General features: G+C 46.2%; 15 protein-coding genes and 1 pseudogene. 12 read left to right on the top strand and 4 right to left on the bottom strand.

Features of this window, described 5'->3' with window-relative positions:
- Positions 1–230: 230 nt before the first annotated feature.
- The 4 genes from ACZMB2_RS07190 (at position 231) to ACZMB2_RS07205 (ending at position 3,641) form a co-directional block, all read left to right on the top strand.
- Positions 231–1,505, top strand: coding sequence for a glucose-1-phosphate adenylyltransferase (locus tag ACZMB2_RS07190; protein ID WP_487596179.1), 1,275 nt, complete (start codon positions 231–233; stop codon positions 1,503–1,505).
- Complete coding sequence (gene glgD / locus ACZMB2_RS07195) at positions 1,502–2,620, top strand: glucose-1-phosphate adenylyltransferase subunit GlgD (RefSeq protein ID WP_487596180.1); 1,119 nt, start codon at positions 1,502–1,504, stop codon at positions 2,618–2,620. Before ACZMB2_RS07190 ends, glgD begins: the two co-directional genes overlap by 4 nt.
- Before the next feature lie 36 nt (positions 2,621–2,656).
- A complete protein-coding gene (gene spoVG / locus ACZMB2_RS07200; RefSeq protein ID WP_487596181.1) occupies positions 2,657–2,926 on the top strand; it encodes a septation regulator SpoVG in 270 nt (89 codons plus the stop codon).
- Positions 2,927–3,056: 130 nt separating this feature from the next.
- The gene (locus tag ACZMB2_RS07205; RefSeq protein WP_487596182.1) at positions 3,057–3,641 is read left to right on the top strand and encodes a xanthine phosphoribosyltransferase; all 585 of its coding nucleotides are present in this window, start codon (positions 3,057–3,059) and stop codon (positions 3,639–3,641) included.
- 70 nt (positions 3,642–3,711) lie between these two features.
- Here the strand turns inward: ACZMB2_RS07205 and ACZMB2_RS07210 are convergent.
- Positions 3,712–4,863, bottom strand: a pseudogene (locus ACZMB2_RS07210) (FprA family A-type flavoprotein); the annotation flags it as partial.
- A gap of 149 nt (positions 4,864–5,012) precedes the next feature.
- Between ACZMB2_RS07210 and ACZMB2_RS07215 the strand changes: the two are divergent.
- The 5 genes from ACZMB2_RS07215 to ACZMB2_RS07235 all read left to right on the top strand — a co-directional run bounded on the left by ACZMB2_RS07215 (position 5,013) and on the right by ACZMB2_RS07235 (position 13,239).
- Positions 5,013–5,474: a hypothetical protein gene (locus ACZMB2_RS07215; protein ID WP_487596183.1), complete on the top strand. Its 462-nt coding sequence runs from the start codon at positions 5,013–5,015 to the stop codon at positions 5,472–5,474.
- Between the two features lie 109 nt (positions 5,475–5,583).
- Positions 5,584–8,082, top strand: coding sequence for a hypothetical protein (locus ACZMB2_RS07220; RefSeq protein ID WP_487596184.1), 2,499 nt, complete (start codon positions 5,584–5,586; stop codon positions 8,080–8,082).
- 75 nt (positions 8,083–8,157) lie between these two features.
- Positions 8,158–8,847, top strand: a complete 690-nt coding sequence (locus tag ACZMB2_RS07225; RefSeq protein WP_487596185.1) for a response regulator transcription factor — start codon at positions 8,158–8,160, stop codon at positions 8,845–8,847.
- Between the two features lie 9 nt (positions 8,848–8,856).
- A complete protein-coding gene (locus ACZMB2_RS07230; RefSeq protein ID WP_487596186.1) occupies positions 8,857–10,875 on the top strand; it encodes a sensor histidine kinase in 2,019 nt (672 codons plus the stop codon).
- 75 nt (positions 10,876–10,950) lie between these two features.
- Positions 10,951–13,239, top strand: a complete 2,289-nt coding sequence (locus tag ACZMB2_RS07235; RefSeq protein ID WP_487596187.1) for a hydratase — start codon at positions 10,951–10,953, stop codon at positions 13,237–13,239.
- 32 nt (positions 13,240–13,271) lie between these two features.
- Here ACZMB2_RS07235 and ACZMB2_RS07240 read toward each other — a convergent pair whose 3' ends face one another.
- Genes ACZMB2_RS07240 through ACZMB2_RS07250 form a run of 3 tightly spaced genes read right to left on the bottom strand, consistent with a single transcriptional unit; the run spans position 13,272 to position 17,800 of the window.
- Positions 13,272–14,708, bottom strand: a complete 1,437-nt coding sequence (locus tag ACZMB2_RS07240; RefSeq protein WP_487596188.1) for a sensor histidine kinase — start codon at positions 14,706–14,708, stop codon at positions 13,272–13,274.
- Positions 14,708–15,403, bottom strand: a complete 696-nt coding sequence (locus ACZMB2_RS07245; RefSeq protein ID WP_487596189.1) for a response regulator — start codon at positions 15,401–15,403, stop codon at positions 14,708–14,710. Before ACZMB2_RS07245 ends, ACZMB2_RS07240 begins: the two co-directional genes overlap by 1 nt.
- A gap of 21 nt (positions 15,404–15,424) precedes the next feature.
- Positions 15,425–17,800, bottom strand: coding sequence for an endonuclease MutS2 (locus ACZMB2_RS07250; protein ID WP_487596190.1), 2,376 nt, complete (start codon positions 17,798–17,800; stop codon positions 15,425–15,427).
- A gap of 148 nt (positions 17,801–17,948) precedes the next feature.
- Here ACZMB2_RS07250 and ACZMB2_RS07255 point away from each other — a divergent pair, with 148 nt between their 5' ends.
- From ACZMB2_RS07255 to rlmD, 3 genes are read left to right on the top strand one after another with little or no spacing between them, the layout of a single operon-like run.
- Entirely contained in the window at positions 17,949–19,217 is a 1,269-nt protein-coding gene (locus ACZMB2_RS07255; protein ID WP_487596191.1) for a S1C family serine protease, read from the top strand.
- Between the two features lie 23 nt (positions 19,218–19,240).
- A complete protein-coding gene (locus tag ACZMB2_RS07260) occupies positions 19,241–20,185 on the top strand; it encodes a 3'-5' exoribonuclease YhaM family protein (RefSeq protein WP_487596192.1) in 945 nt (314 codons plus the stop codon).
- Positions 20,186–20,188: 3 nt separating this feature from the next.
- Positions 20,189–21,550, top strand: a complete 1,362-nt coding sequence (gene rlmD, locus ACZMB2_RS07265; protein ID WP_487596193.1) for a 23S rRNA (uracil(1939)-C(5))-methyltransferase RlmD — start codon at positions 20,189–20,191, stop codon at positions 21,548–21,550.
- Positions 21,551–21,830: the final 280 nt, after the last annotated feature.

The following is a 21,830-nucleotide window of genomic DNA, read 5'->3' on the forward strand; positions in this document are numbered from 1 at the left end:
TGAAAGTCTATGGAATGTTGGGTGTGATTTGTGAAACTAAACAAAAAATAAGATGTGTAAATGTAAAAAATGACGAATGAAATAGTACATCCGTTTTATGAAGTTGAAGAAAAAGTCAAAAAATGTAAAAAAATAGAGAATCATTTTAGTGAAAAATGTTCACTATTTACAAAAGGTGTGCTATAATAAGTCCATCATAACATTCATATGTTGCGGCAAGAGGTGATAGCGTGATTAAAAAAGAAATGATTGCCATGCTTTTAGCTGGCGGACAGGGAAGCCGATTAGGGGTACTCACCGCGAAGGTTGCAAAACCGGCGGTTGCCTTTGGTGGCAAGTACCGGATTATTGACTTTCCTTTGAGCAACTGTATCAATTCCGGCATCGATACGGTCGGAGTCTTGACACAGTATCAGCCATTACGATTAAACACACATATCGGAATCGGCATGCCCTGGGACCTGGACAGAAATAACGGAGGAGTGACGATTCTTTCACCTTATGAGAGAAGTGCCGGAAGTGACTGGTACTCTGGAACGGCGAATGCGATCTATCAGAATATTGATTATATCGATAATTATAATCCGGAATATGTACTGATCCTGTCAGGAGACCATATTTACAAGATGGATTATGAAGTGATGTTGGATTATCACAAGGAGAACAATGCGGCAGTAACCATTGCCTGTATGCCGGTTCCGTGGGAAGAGGCCAGCCGTTTCGGAGTTGTGGTGACGGATGAGAATGGACAGGTGAAGGAGTTTGAAGAAAAGCCTGCCAATCCCAGAAGCAACCTGGCTTCCATGGGAATTTACATATTTACATGGAAAGTGTTAAGAGAAGCGCTGATTAAGATGCGTTCAGTTCCTGGCTGTGATTTTGGAAAGCATATTCTTCCGGAATGTCTGGAAAATGGCGAAAGGCTGTTCGCGTATGAGTATAATGGCTACTGGAAGGATGTAGGAACCCTTGGGTCCTACTGGGAAGCCAATATGGAACTGATCGACATTATTCCGGAGTTTAATCTTTATGAGGAATTCTGGAAGATTTATACGAAGAGTGATGCAGTTCCGCCGCTTTATGTATCGGAAGACGGTTTTGTTGAGAGAAGCATTGTATGCGGAAATTCGGACATTGAAGGTACAGTTATCAATTCCGTCCTCGGTGCAGGGGTTCACATCTGTAAGGGTGCTGTGGTGAAGGATTCTATTATCATGAAGAATACCGTCATTGGAGCAGGAAGTCAGGTGAACAAGGCCATCATTGCAGAAGATGTGGTGGTGGGTGAGAACTGTGAACTGGGTGTGGGAGAGAATATCCCCAATAAGATCAATCCGAAAGTATACTCCTACGGTCTTGTGACCATCGGAGAGAACACGGTCATCCCGTCAAATGTGAAGATAGGCCTGAATACAGCAATTTCCGGCAAGACAGAAGAAAGTGATTATCCGGATGGCATCCTGGCCAGCGGTGAGACTTTAATTAAGGCAGGTGAACGGGTATGAGAGCAATCGGACTTATATTAGCAGGCGGAAATAACCACAGAATGAAAGAATTGTCCACCAAACGGGCCATTGCAGCCATGCCGGTGGCAGGCAGTTACCGAAGTATTGATTTTGCACTGAGCAACATGTCTAATTCCCATGTACAGAAGGTTGCAGTGCTGACCCAATATAATTCCCGTTCCCTGAATGAACATCTGAGTTCTTCCAAATGGTGGAATTTTGGACGGAAACAGGGTGGACTTTATCTCTTCACCCCGACAGTGACAGCTGAGAATAATTCCTGGTACCGGGGAACGGCAGATGCGATTTGGCAGAATCTGGACTGGTTAAAGCAGAGCCATGAACCCTATGTGGTCATTGCATCCGGGGATGGCATTTACAAGCTGGATTATGGCAAGGTTCTGGAATATCACATTGATAAAAAAGCAGATATTACCATTGTCTGCAAAGAAATGGCAGCGGGAACAGATATGAGCCGTTTTGGTGCCGTCAAAGCGGATGACAATGGAAGAGTCATTGATTTTGAAGAGAAACCCATGGCAACGGATGCACATATGGTTTCCTGCGGTATTTACATTATCCGCAGACGACAGCTTATTGAGCTGATTGAAAAATGTGCAGAGGAAGACCGTTATGATTTCGTAAGTGACATTCTGATCCGCTATAAGAATATCAAGCGGATTTATTCCTACAAGCTTGATACTTACTGGAACAGTATTTCTTCTGTAGATGCCTATTATCAGACAAATATGGATTTCCTGAAGGCAGATGTGAGAAAGCATTTCCTGAAGGACTATCCGGAAGTGTATTCCAGAGTACTGGATCTTCCGCCGGCGAAATATAATGCCGGTTCCAACGTGAAGAACAGTCTGGTAGCCAGTGGGTGTATTATCAACGGCACAGTAGAGAACAGTGTTCTCTTTAAAAAAGTATTTGTAGGCAACAACTGTGTGATTAAAAATTCAATTATTTTAAATGATGTGTATCTGGGTGACAATACTTATATTGAAAACTGTATTGTAGAGAGCCGGGATACCATTCGTGCAAACTCCCGGTTTGTGGGAGAGGAAGGAGTCAGGGTCGTCATCGAAAAAAATGACAGATATATGATGTAAGTTCCACCAATAAAAAGAGATTACGAGGAAAGATTTATGAAGATTACAGATGTACGGATTCGGAAAGTAGCAAAAGACGGAAAAATGAAAGCGGTAGTATCCATTACCCTTGATGGTGAATTTGTAGTTCACGATATCAAAGTCATAGAAGGAGAAAAGGGACTCTTTATTGCAATGCCAAGCAGAAAGGCATCTGATGGAGAATACAGGGATATTGCTCATCCGATCAATTCTTCAACGCGTGACACGATTCAGATGACGATTCTTGAAAAATATCAGGAATCTCTGGTGGAAGCTGTAGAATAAAATCAGGATAAAATTGCCCCGCAACCATAAGGCTGCGGGGTTTTTTCATCAATCCGAAGGAAAGCATTGCAATCTAGGATGGGGTGGGGTAGAATAGATAAAAATTATTCGCCAGGAGAGGAACGGTAATATGGAACTTTTAAAAGAACGAATCCGTAAAGACGGTGTGATGAAACCAGGTAATGTGCTGAAAGTAGACAGTTTTCTGAATCATCAGATGGACGTGAAACTGTTTAATGAAATGGGAAAAGAGTTTAAGCGCAGATTTGAGGGAGTCAGGATTGACAAAATTCTGACTATCGAGGCTTCTGGTATTGGAATTGCTGCCATTGTAGCGCAGTATTTTGATTGTCCGGTAGTATTTGCAAAAAAATCCCAGTCCATTAATCTGGATGGCACCATGCTTTCTTCCCAGATTGAATCTTTTACCCACAAACGGAAATATGAGGTAATTGTGGCAAGCCGTTTTATTCGTCCTGATGAAAATATTCTGATTATCGATGACTTTATGGCAAATGGATGTGCGGCAGCAGGCTTATGTGAGATTGTAGAAGCGGCACATGCCAATGTGGCAGGTATCGGTATAGTGATTGAAAAAGGCTTCCAGCACGGCGGCGCTATGCTTCGTGATCGTGGATACCGTGTGGAATCTCTTGCCATTGTGGAAGAGATGGATCCGGAAAACCAGACGATTCGTTTCCGGGATGATGATTAATCCATTGGCAAAATGACAGAAAACGAGGGACTGTACCTTACAGGTACAGTCCCTCTTGTTTTTTTGGTTATTTTTCGCAGAGCTCGTCAGCCAGTTTTGCAATGGCAGCACGGCTGGTATCGTTCAGGGCAGATTTGATCTGAATGGTATTTTCTGCAATGGTGATGTTCTTGCTCTTTTCAAACATCTGAGTCATGACTTTGGCAGCAGTGGGTGCCCAGCTTCCGTTTTCCATCAGGGCGACTTCGCGGTTCTGGAAGTTTCTCTCGGTCAGATGATCGATAAAGTCACGCATGCATGGGTAGATGCCTGCATTGTAGGTGATGGTGGCCAGTACCAGCTTGCTGTAGCGGAAAGCATCGGCAACAGCCTGTGCAGTGTCGCATCTTGCCAGATCGTAGATCACTACTTTTTCCCCCTTTGCTTTCAGCTCACTGGCAAGTAGCTCAGCAGCTTCTTTTGTATGTCCGTAGACAGATGCGTAGGCGATGACAACACCATCCTCTTCCGGCTGGTAGGAAGACCAGAGATCATACAGATGCAGATAATGTCCCAGATTTTCTTTCAGAACCGGACCGTGCAGCGGACAGATGGTCTGAATATCCAGAGCGGCCGCTTTCTTCAGAAGTTTTTGTACCTGCATGCCATATTTTCCGACAATGCCGATAAAGTAGCGGCGGGATTCATCGTCCCATGGCTCTTCCACGTCGAGAGCGCCAAATTTTCCGAAACCGTCTGCAGAGAACAGCACTTTGTCACAGGTATCATAGGTAACGATCACTTCCGGCCAGTGTACCATGGGAGCTTCAACAAAGGCCAGAGTATGTTTGCCGAGAGCCAGGGTATCGCCCTCCTTTACCACTACGCGGCGGTTTTCATATTCCGTACCGAAAAACTGGCCGATCATAGTAAATGCCTTGGCACTGGAGACGATGGTTGTATTTTTGTAAACATCCATAAAAGCGGCAATGTTAGCGGAATGATCCGGTTCCATGTGCTGAATCACCAGATAATCCGGCTTGCGGTCACCCAGAAGATCTTTGATATTTTTCAGCCATTCCTCACAGAAATGAGCATCTACCGTATCCATGACAGCGACCTTTTCATCGAGAATGACATAGGAGTTGTAGGACATGCCATTTGGTACTATGTACTGTCCTTCAAAGAGATCTACCTGATGATCGTTTACACCCACATATTTAATATCGTTGGTTATTTCCATAAGTTTTATTTCTCCTTTCCTGCGGCGTACCCGGTTCCGGGCGTCGATAGGGTTATTATAACATGGCGAAGGGCATCTGGAAAGAACTTCAAAAGGATCGGGCGCATATAGATAATTATATATAGAAAGAAGAGGGGAGCGTTAGATGCATGAAGGAAAGCGGTGAATGGAATCCTTATTATATGTGTTCGCCCTATGGCTTTTGCCATGAACAGAGAACTTTTCCCTGGCTTTATCCCTATGGAAATCAGATGAATTATTGGAAACTCTGGAATTTTCCGGAGAAAATGGAAGAAGAGGAAGATGCCAGAAGGCTTTCGGAGATGTATCCCATTATGGCAAAAAGACTGCAGCCTTATGTAGAAGAAATCTGTATTCAGCTGGAATATCCGGGCAGTATGATGTATGACGAATATCCGGATCAGTTATCCCTGATGAAAAAGAGCAGGGAGATCTGGAAGCTGGCACAAGAGAGGGAACAGTTTGGCGAAGCTGCCCCGGAATGGGAGCAGATGCAGGATCTGATCGGCGTTTTACTGCTGCAGGAAATGCTGCGGAGAAGAAAACGGCAGAGAATGCGGGGAGGATCCGGGATTCTGTTTGGAAAGTAATTGACACCTTTGCCGGGTGATAGTAAACTGACTACATGAAAATGACAGATAAAGGGCCGATTGTTTTCCGAAGAGAACAGTTGGCTTTTTCCAAAAAGGGAGAACTTATATGAAAAAAAATTTATTGAAAACAGGGAGCATCGTACTGTCATTTCTGGCAGGGATTTTTCTTATGAGCCTGATGACACGGATAGGGAACAGGGACATGACGACGACCATGGAGGATGCGACGCTGCCGGTGGTGTATGCGGAGATCGACGGACAGTTATGCAATGAAATCCATGGCTATGTGGAAGAGATGGACGGGCGTTATATGAAGGATGTGATGGCGGCTGTTTCGCAGGATCACCAGCTGACTCTTGCACTGGAAAAATATAATGCGCAGGTAAAAAATGTCTCCTATGAAGTCCGCACCATGGATCAGAACAGACTGATTCAGAATGGACAGGAGCTGAGCATGGAAGATGACGGACAGTATCTGCGCTATACGCTGGAACTAAAAGATCTGCTGGAAAAAGAACAGGATTATCTTCTGATTCTGCAGGTGGAGACGGAAAGCCATCCAATGGTGTATTACTACATGCAGCTGACGTATCTGGGGGAGAACCATATGAAAGAGTGTATGGATTTTGCACGGGAATTCCATCAGGTCACGGTAGAAAAACAGACAGACAGCAGCTATCTCAGCTACCTGGAACCCAATGGAACCATGGATGGAAAAAGTCTTGGTTATGTGAATATCCATTCGCGTTCCGGTCCGGTGACCTGGGGGGATATGCCGGTATCCCAGACGACGGATCTGAAAGTACGTTTTACGGATGTGACGGCAGATGTGGCATCTGTGATTTTGGAATATGAAATAGAAAATACCGACACTAAGGAGCTCTACCAGGTGGAAGAAGCCCTCCGGGTACGTTATACGGCATCCCGTATGTATCTGTTGGGATATGAACGGACCGCGGAAAAGATCTTCGATCCGGGCAAACAATTGACGGAAGACGGAAAAATATCTTTTGGCATCCGGAATGGAGAGATTCAGAATAAGAAGAATAAAGAAGAAAATGTAGTGGGATTTGTGCAGCAGGGGCAGCTCTGGTGTTATGATTTCGGACAGAATCGGTTGAGCATGGTTTATGGATTCCAGACCGGATCCGATGAAAGAGGAATGTATAATGAGCATGATTTCCGTATTCTTAAGATGGAGGATTCGGGAAGCATGAATTTTCTGGTCTATGGTTATATCGATCGGGGAAATTATGAAGGTCAAAGCGGAATCTTGTTATGCCGGTATGATGCGCTGGTCAATACGGTGGAAGAGCAGTTCTTCCTGCCGTCGGATAAACCCTTCAGTGCCATGAAGGAAGATGTGGGAAAACTGGCGGTGGAGAATAACGACGGCGTGGCATGGATTTCCTATAAAGGTATGATTCTGCAGATCAACCTGACGGATTGTTCGGTAAAAACACTGGCAGAAAATATCGATGAGAACTGGATCCAGGTATCAGACAGTGGTCAGGGGGCTGCATGGACGGATGGAACTGCAGAACGTATTTACCTCCTGGATACCGAGAATGCCCAGACAAAGCAGATTCGTGCCGACAGTGGGGAACGGGTTCGGGCCCTTGGTTTTATGGAAGAAGATTTTATCTATGGAACAGCCCGCAAGGAAGAGATTTGTGAAGATGTGACTGGCCAGGAGATGTTTCCTATGTACCGTGTGATTATCAAAAATCATAATGGTGGTGAAGTCCGGGAATTTGAGTATGCATCCAAAGGAAAATATGTGACGGATATTTCTATTGTGGAGAACCGGATTGACCTGACCTGTGTCCAGCTGACCAGCGACGGAAGTTATGCGGAAGCCCTGCCGGAACCGATCACCTATACCAGTGAAAAGAAGACGAATCTTCTGGTCTGGAAGACGGTTTATGATGATGTGAAGAGAAATGAAACCGTTCTGAATTACAGTGGAACTGTGAAGAGCGGAAATATGAAACGCCCGAAGGTGAAACTGGTGATTTTTGAAGGAAGCAGGACACTGGAACTGGATAGTGCCGGAATGGAACGGTATCTGGCATATGCCTTTGACGGACAGACGGAAGGCTTTGATACTTTATCTGAGAGTATACAGTGGGCTTATGAAAATATGGGTTCCGTATGGAAAGGAGGCATCTGTTTCTGGAGCAGGGGAACCAGACAGACGCGAGTGACTTTAAGCGGCTTTGAAGAAACAGAAGAGGCAGAAACCGCAGAAACGGGAAATGCACTGGAACAGTGCATCCAGAGAATGCTCCGGCAGAAACAAATCTACACGGAAGTAGCAGCAAAGACGGCAGAAGGTACACCTGTCTGGGAAATCTGTGAGCAGGAGCTGGGAGATAATAGCTGTATTCTCTCTGACTGTACGCTTGATATGGCTCTCTATTATGTAGACAACGGAATGCCGGTGACAGCAGTGACGGGTGACGGAGCCGTTCTGCTGGTAGGCTATGATCCGCAGAATGTGATTTTGTGGATACCAGGACAGGCAGAACTTAGGACCATGGGAAGAGGAGATGCTTCCGCGGCATTTGCAGAGGGAGGAAATCTGTTTTTCACCAGTCTTTAAAGAATCTTAATAATTTTGCTTCTTCTATCTTAAAAAAAGAATGTTATAACTATAGGCAGTAAAGGAGATACGAATATGAACATTCTGGTCTGCGACGATGATCAAGCGATTGTGGACGCCATTGAGATTTATTTAAGCCAGGAAGGATATACGGTCCTGAAGGCTTACGATGGACTTGAGGCAATCCGCATGGTAAAAGAGAAGGAAATACAACTGGTGATTCTGGACATTATGATGCCCCGGATGGACGGCATCCGTGCCACTATGAAGATCCGGGAAATCAGTGCGGTTCCTATTATTTTCCTTTCTGCCAAATCTGAAGATGTGGACAAGATTCTGGGACTTAATGTAGGTGCGGATGACTATATCACCAAACCTTTTAATCCACTGGAGCTGAACGCAAGGGTAAAATCGGTTCTGCGCCGTTATACACAGCTCGGGGCCATTGCTGAGAAGAAAGACACGGTTTTTCAGATCGGCGGGCTTCGGGTGGATGATGACCGGAAGGAAGTAACGGTGGATGGAGAAGTGGTGAAACTGACCCCCATGGAATACCGTATTTTACTTCTGCTGGTGCAGAATCCAGGAAAAGTATTTTCTATTGGCCAGATCTATGAGCGCATCTGGAAAGAAGAGGCGGTCAGCGGTGACAATACCGTGGCAGTGCATATTCGTCATATCCGGGAAAAAATCGAGATCAATCCGAAGGACCCCCGTTATCTGAAAGTAGTATGGGGCGTGGGTTATAAGATTGACCGGGAATAGGAGGAGTCTATGAAGAAGGGGCATCTGTCGTTCTTAAGAGGAATTGTTATCTGCGTCAATGTGATTGCCGCTGCTGTATTAGCGGTTGGATTTGTGGCTGGTATGCGAGCCGGATACGGAGGTGAAACCTGGAAAGATATTCTGGAGGGAAAAGCTTATGTGGAAACCTCGGAATTTCAGGAGCAGGCGGCATCATCGGTATATGATGCACTGACGGCAGCAGCTCGTGACAGCCGTATGGAGAAAGACGGTGTGTATGATCCGAACCGGATTATTCGTATCCGGGACTATGTGGAGAATGGCATCATCTATGATGAAATGCCGGAGTCGGAAAAAACGAAGGGTATCTGCTATCGTCTGGGAGATTTGTATCAGTGGAGCCTGAAGGGAACATCCTATACGGATGACGTGCTGAACGAATCTTACAAGCCACTTTTCTATGGAAGCATTCAGGAATATTGTAATCTCTGTGATGAGAAATATAAAGTAGTAGTCAACCAACTCGCAGAGGCCATGAAGCAGATTCAGAGGGAGGTGGCCCTTTATCAGGAGCAGCAGAAGAACTGGTCGGCACAGGCCACCAATGTGAGGTATCTGTTGTGGGATCTGGGAAATGGAAACGTATATACCAATGTAGATTCCCTGCAGAGTGAAACTTCCCAGGATACATTTGCTGCCTATTTCAAAGGACTGGGGAGCTATTACATCTATGACAGCCGAACGATCAGCGTAGCACAGCAAAATGTGGGAGATTATTATTCCTATAATACCCATGATCTGCTGGAAGGATGGAATGTACACCTAGCAGGAGAATACTTAGTTTATGTGGGAATTGATACTACGTTTCCGGCAACAGATGTGCTATCGACAGCAGCAATGAAATACCAGGAAGCAGATCAGAATCTGCAACCCTACATTCTGCCGGTGGTGGCAGCTGCGGTTTTGCTTTTGGTAACAGCGATCTGGATTCTGGTATGGCTCCTGCGCTTCTTATGGAATATGGCGCTGGTGATTCTGAATCATGTGGATACAGTATTGCAGGTAAGCGTCTTCTTTGTTGGTTATCTGCTCCTTCAGATCTTGCTTTGGGTGCTGTCCGGAAAAGGTGTCTTGTCCATTGCCGTGCTGGCTGTGTTTAATCTTGTAGTACTGGCCGTGCTGGTAACAGACGGTATACAGCGGCAGAAACTGTTAAACGCGGTGCAGGAAATCAATTCCGAGGAAGGGGATACTAGAATTCCGGAAAATGGCCTGTTTGCCCGAAATCGGCAGATGGCAGCTGCCATCAATGATCTGGGTGACGGCCTAAGACATGCGCTGCAGGAACAGATGAAAAGTGAACGGATGAAGGCGGATCTGATCACCAATGTGTCCCACGATCTGAAGACACCGCTTACTTCGATTATCAACTATGTAGACCTTCTGAAACGGGAGGATCTGCACAATGAAAAAGCCAATGAGTATCTGATTGTGCTGGATCAGAAATCCCAGAGGCTCAAACAGCTGACGGAAGATCTGGTGGAGGCATCACGGGCCAGTTCTGGCAATGTTGTGCTGAATATCTGTCGGATTGATGTGAAAGAACTGCTTATGCAGACCAGTGGTGAATTTGTCGAACGGTTTGAAGCGCGAGGACTTCAACTGGTAGAAAATTATCCTCAGAATCCCCAGTATGTGGATGCAGACGGCAGGCGTCTGTGGAGAATTATCGAGAATCTTTTCCGCAATGTGGAAAAGTATGCCATGCCTCATACAAGGGTTTATCTGGATCTGATTAATGATGGAGATCGGGTGGCCTTTTCCCTTAAAAATATTTCGGAGAATCCTTTAAATATTTCTCCGGAAGAACTGACAGAACGATTTACCAGAGGAGACGAATCAAGAAGTACGGAAGGAAGCGGACTGGGCCTGTCCATTGCCAAGGATCTGACGGAAATCCAGCAGGGAACTTTTGAGATTTATTTGGATGGAGATCTTTTTAAAGTAACAGTAAGTTTTCCGTGTGCTTCTGAAACTACAGAGAGTTAGGTCTTGCTTTTCATAGAAACTACTTGTATAATTGTATACGATTATACAGGTAGTTTCTCGTTTATGGAGGTGTCTATGATTCAGTTATATGATGGTGGTGCTTACGTCCTTAATGGAACGGAAATCATCGCCGATACAGCAGAAGGTGCATCCATCTTAGCTGGAAAGCTGGGAAATGTTCCGGAGAAGGAAGAGGCAAAGAAACAGACCATTGCCTATGGAATTTTAAAAGCGCATAATACGTCAGACAACATGGACAAACTGAAAATCCGGTTTGACAAGCTGACGTCCCATGATATTACGTTTGTGGGAATTATTCAGACGGCCCGTGCATCAGGTCTTGAGAAATTTCCCATGCCCTATGTTCTGACGAACTGCCATAACAGTCTTTGTGCAGTAGGAGGAACGATTAACGAAGATGATCATATGTTTGGACTGACCTGTGCCAAAAAGTACGGCGGCATGTATGTACCGCCTCATCAGGCCGTTATCCATCAGTTTGCAAGAGAAATGCTGGCAGGCGGCGGGAAGATGATTCTTGGTTCTGACAGCCACACCCGTTACGGTGCCCTGGGAACCATGGCCATGGGCGAGGGCGGTCCGGAGCTGGTAAAACAGCTGTTGAACCAGACCTATGATATTTCCATGCCGGGTGTGGTAGGCGTTTATCTGACGGGAAGTCCCATGAAGGGAGTTGGTCCTCAGGACGTGGCCCTCGCTATTATCAAAGCGGTATTTGAGTGTGGTTATGTCAATAATAAAGTCATGGAGTTCATCGGTGACGGTGTTGCAAACTTAAGTGCAGATTTCCGTATCGGTGTGGACGTTATGACTACAGAGACCACCTGTCTGTCTTCTATCTGGAGAACCGATGAGAAGATTCAGGAGTTTTATGAAATTCACGGAAGATCAGGTGATTACAAAGAGCTGAATCCGGGACCGGCAGCTTATTATGACGGCATGATTGTTGTCAACTTAAGCGAGATCAAACCGATGATTGCCATGCCGTTCCATCCGAGCAATGCGTATACCATTGAAGAGCTGAATGCAAATCTTGATGATATTCTGGCAGACTGTGAAGCCCGCGGAAGAGTCAGCCTTGGCGATCAGGTACATTTCTCCCTGAGAGATAAGGTGAGAAATGGAAAACTCTATGTGGATCAGGGAATCATTGCCGGATGTGCAGGCGGCGGATTTGAAAATATTTGTGCAGCGGCAGATATTCTGAAGGGCAGAAGCATCGGCGCCGATGAATTTACGTTAAGCGTTTACCCGGCATCCATGCCGGTTTATATGGAACTGATTAAAAATGGTTCCGCAGCCATGCTGATGGAGACCGGAGCAGTCCTTAAGACCGCATTCTGCGGACCTTGTTTCGGTGCAGGTGATACGCCGTCCAATAATGGCTTCAGTATCCGTCATTCCACCAGAAACTTCCCGAACCGTGAAGGTTCCAAGCTGCAGAATGGCCAGATCGCGTCTGTGGCACTGATGGATGCCCGTTCCATTGCTGCGACAGCAGCCAACAAGGGATATCTGACAGCCGCAACGGATCTGGATGTAGAGTTCCGCAATCCGAAATACTTCTTTGATAAGAAGATCTATGAGAATCGTGTCTTTGACAGCAAAGGAGTGGCAGATCCTTCCGTGGAGATTCACTTTGGTCCGAATATTAAAGACTGGCCGGCCATGAGTGCGCTGCCAGAGTATCTGGTGCTGAAAGTGGTATCCGAGATTCATGATCCGGTCACTACTACGGATGAGCTGATTCCCTCCGGTGAGACTTCTTCTTATCGTTCCAATCCGCTGGGACTTGCAGAATTTACCCTGTCCAGAAAAGATCCGGAGTATGTAGGTCGTGCAAAAGAGATCCAGAAAGCCCAGAAAGCTATCGAAGCAGGCAATTGTCCTTTAGATGTGGTACCTGAACTGAAGACGGTTATGGATGCGGTACACACCAGATATCCGGAAGCAGGAAAAGGAAATCTCGGCGTGGGAAGTACGATCTTCGCTGTAAAACCGGGAGATGGTTCTGCAAGAGAGCAGGCAGCTTCCTGCCAGAAAGTATTGGGTGGCTGGGCGAATATTGCCAACAGCTATGCCACCAAGCGTTATCGTTCCAACCTCATTAACTGGGGTATGCTGCCATTCCTTATCGACGAGGGAGAGCTGCCCTTCAAGAACGGAGATTATCTCTTTGTTCCGCATATTACCGAAGCAGTGAAAAACGGGGCAAAAGAAGTGGAAGCTTATGTGGTAGAAGGAAATGCATTGAAGCCATTCACATTGAAGCTGGGAGAGATGACTGCAGAAGAACGGGAGATTATTCTGAAAGGCTGTCTCATTAATTACAATCGTGTATAAAGATATCAATAGAAAAAAGAGGGTGAGGAATCTTAGGATTCCCCATCCTCTTTTTCTGCTTTGCTGAGAGAGAAGATAAATTCCGTGCCGACACCTTCGGTGCTGACTACGTTGATATTTTCTCCATGCAGCTGAATGATTTCTTTTACAATGGCAAGGCCAAGACCGGTGCCTTTCTTATCCTTTCCGCGGGACAGATCTGTCTTGTAAAAACGTTCCCAGATCTTTTTAATGCTGTCCCGAGGAATGCCGATACCGGTGTCCCGGACGGAGACAAAAATCTTTTCATAGCGAGAGGTTGTCTCAATGGTAATGGCGGAGTCGTTATGACTAAACTTAATGGCATTATCAATGAGATTATAGAGTACCTGCTGGATCTTGGACATGTCCGCAAAAACCACGGAATGCCAGTCGGAAAACAAAAGATCGATTTTGATGTTTTTTGCCATACAGGTGCCTTCAAAAGCGGCTGCCGTATTTTTGATGACTGCGTTAATATCAAATTCGGTTTTATTCAGTCGATTCTGTTTCGGATTCATGGAATTAAGAACCAGAAGATTATGTGTCAGTCCGGTCAGCCGTTCGGTTTCCCGAAGGACAATATTCAGGTACTTTCCCTGCATTTCAGGCGGAATGGTTCCATCGAGGATGGCCTCGATATAACCTTTGATGGAAGTCAGCGGGGAACGGAAGTCGTGAGATACATTGGAAATCAGTTTCCGCTGGTCTTCATCATAATCCAGAAGGGCTCCCGCCATAAAATCCATGGTGTGTGCCAGATAGCCAAGCTCATCATCCCGTTCCAGAGAGATGGGTGTCTGGAAATTTCCAATGGCATAATCTCCGGCAGCTTTCCGGAGTCTGCGAAGAGGGTAATAGACGATCAACCAGTTGGCAGCGACAAATAAAAGTCCCAGCACGGCCAGTGCGATGAGGGTAATGTAGTAGGGAAGCAGATAGCTTTCCTTCTCATGGGTCAGTACCGACAATGGAACGTGAATGGCAATATAACCGCGTACATGATAATTATGGGAGACCGGGATCAGCACGCTCAAAGATTCTTCGGAAAGGGTGCCGAAGAAATCGCCGGTAGTATAATAGCTGCCGCCAGGAAGTACGGGATCGAATCCGGTAATTTCTTCATGCATATTTCTGGAAGTGGACTCTGAGGAGTCCAAGATAATTATGCCGTCTGTGCTGATCAGCCAGATCCGGGCATTCAGATAAATGCATAAGGCCTCCAACTGGGAGCGAACCGTGGAAAATTTTTGCTGGCTGTCCTGCTGTTCAAAATAGTTTCCTACATACTGGTCTGACATATAGATGCCTTCCTGGTAAAAAACGGAAGCTTTTTCAAGAATGACCTGTTTCATAATCAGCTGAGAAGTGACTGTTGAAATCATAAGAAAACAGCTGATACCGAAAATCAGGAACGAAAGTATATATTTTTTCGTGAGAGACAGGCGCATTATTTCACCTCGAATTTATAACCAATGCCCCATACGGTTGCCAGGCGCCAGGCAGCATGGTCTTTGATTTTTTCACGAAGTCTCTTGATATGTACGTCTACGGTCCGGGTATCACCGATATATTCGTATCCCCAGATGTGATCGAGAAGCTGTTCCCTGGTAAATACCTGATTGGGGGAAGACGCCAGAAAATAGAGAAGCTCCAATTCCTTTGGCGGCATGTCCACAGTCTCTCCTTTGTAAATAACAGAATAATTGGTCTGATTGATAATGAGATCCGGGTACTGAACCAGCTTGGAAACAGGTGACGTATCCTGACGGGACGGCTGGAATCGCCGCAGAACCGCTTTGACACGGGCTACTAGTTCCTTGGAATCAAAAGGTTTGATCATGTAATCATCAGCGCCAAGCTCCAGCCCCAGCACTTTATCAAAGACTTCTCCTTTGGCAGAGAGCATGATGATGGGAGTGTCGGAGCGGCTGCGGATTTCCCGACAGACCTGATAGCCGTCCATACCGGGCAGCATCAGATCCAGGAGAATCAGGTTTGGCTGAAAAGTATCGAATACCTGCAGCGCCTGCTCACCGTCCTCCACAATCTGTACTTCGTAGAACTCTTTGGTCAGATAAAGAGAAATCAGTTCTGCGATATTGGTATCATCATCTACGATGAGAATTTTCTGTTTGGAAGGCATAGTTTTTACTCCTTATCTAATCTATTTGAATTCGGCAATGGTTACACCGGCATCGCCTTCGCCGAAAGTACCCAGGCGGAAACTCTTCACATATTTTGAACGTTTCAGTTGTTGCTGGACGGCATTTCTAAGGGCTCCGGTACCTTTCCCGTGTACAATACGGACACTGGGGACATGGGCAAGATAAGCATCGTCCAGATATTTGTCCAGATGTCCTATGGCTTCATCGACAGTCATGCCGATGAGATTAATTTCCGTGCTGACCAGAGCAGATTTGGATATGCGGATCTTGCCGCTTCCGGATGCATTCTTTGCTGCATAAGGCTGCTCTGCTTCGCCGATGTATTCCAGATCGTTTATATTTACCTGGGAGCGGAGAATGCCCATCTGTACGAAGAGATCTCCTTTGGCATTGGGCATGGTGCTGACGGTTCCCTCCAGGTTCAGGCTCAATACCCGTACTTTGTCACCGATGTGAAGCTTATCTGCTTTCACTTTCTTTTTCGGTTTTGCTGTATTTTTTGACTGGCTCTTAGACTGGGCAGAATCAATTTTTTCACGCAGTTTAGAACGTTGTTGTTCCATATCTTTAATGGAAATGTTGGCTTTTCCGAATTTGTGGAAATTCTTGATGGTCTCATCTGCGTAGTCTTTTGCTTCCTGTAAAATGGCAGCGGCTTTGTCGTTGGCATCTTTCAGAAGTTTTTCACGGCGCTGGTCGATATTTTCCTGCTTGCGCTGCAGTTCATTGCGGAGCTTGCGGATTTCTTCTTTATAACTTTGAATTTCCATTTGCTCTTTTTCAAGGGTAATGCGGCTGTGCTCCAGTTCTGCAATCACATCCTCGAAATTCTCATCTTTGGCACTTAAATGGGTCTTTGCATCTTCGATGAGAAAATCCGGAAGTCCCAGTCGGGAAGAGATGGCGAATGCATTACTCTTTCCGGGAATGCCGATGAGCAGGCGGTAGGTGGGACGCAGGGACTCTACATCAAATTCACAGCAGGCATTTTCCACGCCTTCCGTCGAGAGGGCATAGATCTTCAGCTCGCTGTAGTGGGTGGTTGCCATGGTGCGGATACCCTGCTTCTGGAGATGATCCAGAATGGAGACGGCCAATGCAGCGCCTTCGGTCGGATCTGTTCCGGCTCCCAGCTCATCGAAGAGCACCAGGGAATTGGTATCCATTTCCTTTAAGATCTTAACGATAGTTGTCATATGGGAGGAGAAGGTACTTAAGCTCTGCTCAATACTCTGCTCATCTCCGATATCTGCAAATACATTGTCAAAGACGCCAAGCTCTGAACCCTCGAAGGCAGGAATGTGGAGACCTGCCTGTCCCATAAGAGTAAAAAGACCGACTGTCTTTAAAGAAACGGTTTTACCACCGGTATTGGGACCGGTGATAATCAGAAGCCGGAAATCATCACCCAGCCGGACGGTGACCGGAACGACCTTCTTCGGATCCAGCAGCGGATGGCGGCCATCCTTGATGCGAATGCGGCGCTGGTCATTGAAAATCGGACGGACGGCATCCATCTCTTTTGCCAGCATAGCTTTTGCAAAAATAAAATCCAGCTCCACCAGAATGTCATAATCTCCAGTGATCTGGTCTGCCCAGGCAGCGGATTTCTCGCTTAAGTCCGACAGAATTTTTTCCATTTCCTGTTGTTCTTTTAACAACAGCTCTTTGAATTCATTGTTGAGCTTAACAACTGCCATTGGTTCGATGAACAGGGTGGAACCAGTGGCACTCTGGTCATGGATCATGCCAGGCACCTGACTTCTGTGTTCCGCTTTGACTGGCAGACAGTAGCGGCCGTCACGCATGGTAATGACGGCATCCTGCAGATAGGTACGCATGGCACCGTTGACCATAGACGTCAGGGTGCTGTGCACTTTGTCGTTCATCTGCCGCATGGAACGGCGAATGGAGAAAAGAGCCGGGCTGGCATCATCAGCCATCTCATCATCCGCCAGAATGCAGCGGCGGATTTCTTTTGCCAGTGAGGGAACCGGATCCAGAAAATCAAAAGACTCGTCCAGAGAATCGGTCTTCTCGTCAACATTTTCATGAGCACCGTACTGCTTTACTTTGTCAGCGGTCTCCAGAAGAGACATGATTTGGCGCAGTTCGCCCATGCCGAGAATGCCGCCAATCTGGAGACGCTTGATGGATCCGCGGATATCACGGATACCGCCGAAGGAAACACTGCCCTTCTGATAGACACGTCTGAGAGCGTCAGCGGTCTGCGTCTGGGCACGTTCAATCTCCCAGAGGGATGAGGAAGGCTGTAATTTCTCGCAGCGCTCCTTTGCTCCGGCGGAAGCAGCGTGTCCGGTTAATCTATGAATAATTTTATCGTATTCCAGTGTTTTTAAAGCTTTCTGATTCATAAAATCCTCCCATTATGAAATTATTTTACCCCATTTACGGGGGAATGAAAAGCAGAATTATGGACATCAAAAGGGAAAAATAGTATAATGCTGACAGGAACTGGCCAAATGACGGCCGACAGTGCATCATTTCCCGATGGAGGTCTATATGGGAGAGGAAAATAAGGAAAAAGGCACCGGTTACTCATTCATGCAGGAAAAGGTGAAACAAAGACCATTTTATAAAAATCCGAAGATCCAGAAAGGGTTCGCAGCAGTAGCCGGCGGCGTGATTTTTGCGCTTGCGGCGACGCTGGTCTGGGCAGTACTGATTCCCCATATCAGCAGAAAAGCAGAAGAAAAAGAACTGCAGCCCATTGAACTCCCGGAGGAGGCTGCCCCCGGAGAAGAAGATGGGACAGGAGAGGCAGAGCCGCCGGTTTATATTACGGAAACGGTCAGCATGGAACTGAACGATTATCATAAAATGTATCAGCAGCTGATGCAGATTGGAAGTCAGGTGGAAAAAAGTCTGGTTAATATTTCTGCAGTCAGTATCGATACGGACTGGTTCGATGAAAGCCTTACCACACAGAATTCTGTATGCGGAACTGTCGTAGGAGATAATGGTGTAGAATTACTGCTTCTGACCCAGTATCAGGAAATCCGCAATGCAGAGAGTCTTCTGGTGACATTTTATGATCACACCACGGCCAAGGGAACCCTGAAAAAGTATGATAAAAATACAGGACTTGCGGTTGTCGGGGTAAACTTGGGTGATATCGGGGACAGTACCCGTGAAAATGTGGTGGATGCAGATTTTGGAAGTTCCAAATCCATCCGGAGCGGCGAGCCGGTTCTGGCAGTGGGAAGTCCGCTGGGCAGTTTTGGTTCTGTTTTATTTGGAAATGTAACGTCATCCAATCAGAATGCCTCTCTTTATGACGGCAGCTACAATATCCTTACCACGGACATTGCAAGTGCAGAGGAAGGCAGCGGTGTGCTGGTGAACTGGGATGGTAAGATTGTGGGTGTCATTCAGAGTGAGTGTGAGGTCAATGCCCAGAAAAATACCATTCAGGCTTACGGCATTTCCGATATGAAAGCGGTTATTGAACATCTGTCCAATAATCAGGACATGGTGTATATGGGAATTGTGGGAGCGGATGTGACCACTTCCATTTCCGAATCAGAAAATATTCCTATCGGTGTTTACGTGGCGGAAGTAAGCATGGATTCACCGGCCATCGCAGCAGGTATTCAGCCAGGAGATATTATTACCGGAATGAGCGGTCAGAGTGTGACCAACATGAAGGATGTCATGTCCGTATTGCTTACCTGCATCGATGGACAGAAAGTACAGGTGACGTTTGAACGGTCATCCAAGAGCGGTTATCAGGAACTGGAGACAACCGTGGAATTAAAGATTTATGAATAAAAATAACAGGGAGAAAAATGAGAATGAAATATATTGAAAGTTTCCGCGAGGGCGAGCGTATCTCCGGAATTTATCTGTGTAAAAATCGTCAGAGTGCGGTGACTAAGACGGGAAAAGCCTATGAGAATGTAATTCTGCAGGATAAGACAGGAACGGCAGATGCCAAGATCTGGGATCCCAATTCCCAGGGTATTGATGATTTTGCAAATCTGGATTATGTAGATATTGTAGCGGATGTAACCAGTTTTCAGGGACAGATGCAGCTGAATATCAAGCGTGTCAGAAAAGCAAGAGAGGGCGAGTACAATCCGGTGGACTATCTGCCAGTGAGCAGCAAGGATATCAATGAAATGTATCAGGAGCTGCTTGGATTTGTGGCAAAGGTAAAGAATCCGTACCTGTCCCAGCTGCTCAAAAGTCTTTTCGTGGAAGACAAGGAATTTGTAAAGGCATTCAAATTCAGCAGTGCGGCAAAAACCGTGCATCACGGATTTGTAGGCGGTCTTCTGGAGCATACCTTAAGCGTTACCAAGCTCTGTGATTATTATATCAATTACTATCCGATGATTAACGGAGATCTTCTGTACACGGCGGCCATGTGCCATGATATTGGAAAGGTTTATGAACTGTCCGCTTTTCCTGCAAATGATTATACGGATGAGGGACAGCTTCTGGGGCATATTATGATCGGCGCAGAGATGGTTGGCGAGCGGACGAGACAAATACCAGGATTTCCGGTAAAACTCGGCAACGAACTGAAGCACTGCATTCTGGCCCATCACGGAGAACTGGAATATGGTTCCCCGAAAAAACCGGCACTGTTGGAGGCCATTGCGCTGAATTTTGCAGATAATACGGATGCGCATATGCAGACCATGATTGAGGCGCTGAAGGCAGCAGGTGATAATCAGGGATGGCTTGGCTATAACCGCCTGTTTGAGTCAAATATTAGAAAGACGAGTAAGTAATTGATGAAGAAAGACGATATCATCGAACTGACAATAGAAGATCTCGGCATTGACGGGGAAGGAATCGGAAAAGCCGACGGCATGGCCATCTTTGTAAAAGATGCGGTGGTCGGCGACCGGATTCAGGCAAAGATCATGAAAATGAAAAAACATTATGGTTATGCCCGTCTCATGGAAGTGTTGGAACCGTCGCCGGTGCGCTGTGCGCCCCGGTGCAATTTTGCACGCCAGTGCGGCGGGTGTCAGCTGCAGGCCATGACTTATGAGGCACAGCTTGACTTCAAGGCGAAAAAAGTGTGGAACCATCTGACCCGTATCGGCGGACTTACTGATCTGGAAGTGCCGGAGATTATGGGGATGGAAGAGCCATGGAGATACCGGAATAAGGCACAGTTTCCCTTTGGCACCGACAAAGAAGGAAATGTGGTGACCGGATTCTATGCAGCCCGTTCCCACAATATCATTCCCTGCACGGAATGCTGGCTTGGAGTGGAAGAAAACCGCGAGATTCTGGAAAAGATTTTGGATCACCTGAAGAAATTCCGGATTCCGACTTATGATGAGAAGACCGGAAAAGGACTTCTGCGCCATGTGCTGATCCGCAAAGGCTTCACCACCGGCGAGGTGATGGTCTGTCTCATTCTCAACGGAAAGACTATGCCGAAGATGGAACAGTTGGTGGAATCTCTGAGGGAAATTCCTGGCATGACCAGCATTACCATCAATGTGAATACGAAAAATACCAATGTGATCATGGGAACGGAGATGGTTTCCGTCTGGGGCCAGGATTACATTACCGATTATATTGGAAATATCAAATATCAGATCTCTCCGCTTTCTTTCTACCAGGTGAATCCGGTACAGACCAGGAAACTGTATGAGACGGCACTGGAGTATGCAGATCTCAAAGGAAATGAGACTGTCTGGGATCTCTACTGCGGGATCGGCACCATTTCCCTCTTCCTGGCACAGAAAGCAGGAAAAGTCTATGGTGTGGAGATTGTGCCTGAGGCCATCGCTGATGCCAAAGTCAACGCAAAGCTTAATGGCATCATCAACGCAGAATTTTTCGTGGGAAAAGCAGAAGAAGTCCTTCCTGAGAAATACAAAAACGAGGGCATTCATGCTGACGTCATCGTTGTCGATCCGCCCCGTAAAGGCTGCGATCCCGCTGCTCTCGAAACCATGGTTAAAATGCAGCCGGAACGCATCGTGTACGTAAGCTGCGACTCCGCGACGTTGGCAAGAGATGTGAAGTGGCTGGGAGAACATGGCTATGAAGTGAAGAAAGTGAAGGCTTGCGACATGTTCCCGTCGACGGTGCATATAGAGACAATAGTTGCACTACATCGGACAGATTTGTAAGAATCCTTGATTTTAGGCACTTTGAGAGGTTTTTCAGGTTTGACCAGAGTGACCGAAAAACATACAAAAAGGCAATTTCTGATGGAGTAAATGTGTCTGTGGTATTGGACTGCGGCTTCGGAAACACATCAAAGGAAAAGTAATATTTTTATCATTCAACTAAATAACAGAAGCGTGAAAGACCGTTCATTTTCAAGAAAAATTGAAAGTGAGTGGTCTTTTTTTATACCTTTAAAACGGATTTTTATTAAGACGTTTTAAAGGGCTGATTCGATGTGTT

It is taken from the genome of Hominiventricola sp., from assembly GCF_057604405.1.

Bases quoted from the DNA above. Each gene is read 5' to 3' on its own strand.
- glgD (WP_487596180.1), top strand. From the start codon at position 1,502: ATGAGAGCAATCGGACTTATATTAGCAGGCGGAAATAACCACAGAATG.
- spoVG (WP_487596181.1), top strand. From the start codon at position 2,657: ATGAAGATTACAGATGTACGGATTCGGAAAGTAGCAAAAGACGGAAAA.
- ACZMB2_RS07205 (WP_487596182.1), top strand. From the start codon at position 3,057: ATGGAACTTTTAAAAGAACGAATCCGTAAAGACGGTGTGATGAAACCA.
- ACZMB2_RS07215 (WP_487596183.1), top strand. From the start codon at position 5,013: ATGAAGGAAAGCGGTGAATGGAATCCTTATTATATGTGTTCGCCCTAT.
- ACZMB2_RS07220 (WP_487596184.1), top strand. From the start codon at position 5,584: ATGAAAAAAAATTTATTGAAAACAGGGAGCATCGTACTGTCATTTCTG.
- ACZMB2_RS07225 (WP_487596185.1), top strand. From the start codon at position 8,158: ATGAACATTCTGGTCTGCGACGATGATCAAGCGATTGTGGACGCCATT.
- ACZMB2_RS07230 (WP_487596186.1), top strand. From the start codon at position 8,857: ATGAAGAAGGGGCATCTGTCGTTCTTAAGAGGAATTGTTATCTGCGTC.
- ACZMB2_RS07235 (WP_487596187.1), top strand. From the start codon at position 10,951: ATGATTCAGTTATATGATGGTGGTGCTTACGTCCTTAATGGAACGGAA.
- ACZMB2_RS07240 (WP_487596188.1), bottom strand. From the start codon at position 14,708: ATGCGCCTGTCTCTCACGAAAAAATATATACTTTCGTTCCTGATTTTC.
- ACZMB2_RS07245 (WP_487596189.1), bottom strand. From the start codon at position 15,403: ATGCCTTCCAAACAGAAAATTCTCATCGTAGATGATGATACCAATATC.
- ACZMB2_RS07250 (WP_487596190.1), bottom strand. From the start codon at position 17,800: ATGAATCAGAAAGCTTTAAAAACACTGGAATACGATAAAATTATTCAT.
- ACZMB2_RS07255 (WP_487596191.1), top strand. From the start codon at position 17,949: ATGGGAGAGGAAAATAAGGAAAAAGGCACCGGTTACTCATTCATGCAG.
- ACZMB2_RS07260 (WP_487596192.1), top strand. From the start codon at position 19,241: ATGAAATATATTGAAAGTTTCCGCGAGGGCGAGCGTATCTCCGGAATT.
- rlmD (WP_487596193.1), top strand. From the start codon at position 20,189: ATGAAGAAAGACGATATCATCGAACTGACAATAGAAGATCTCGGCATT.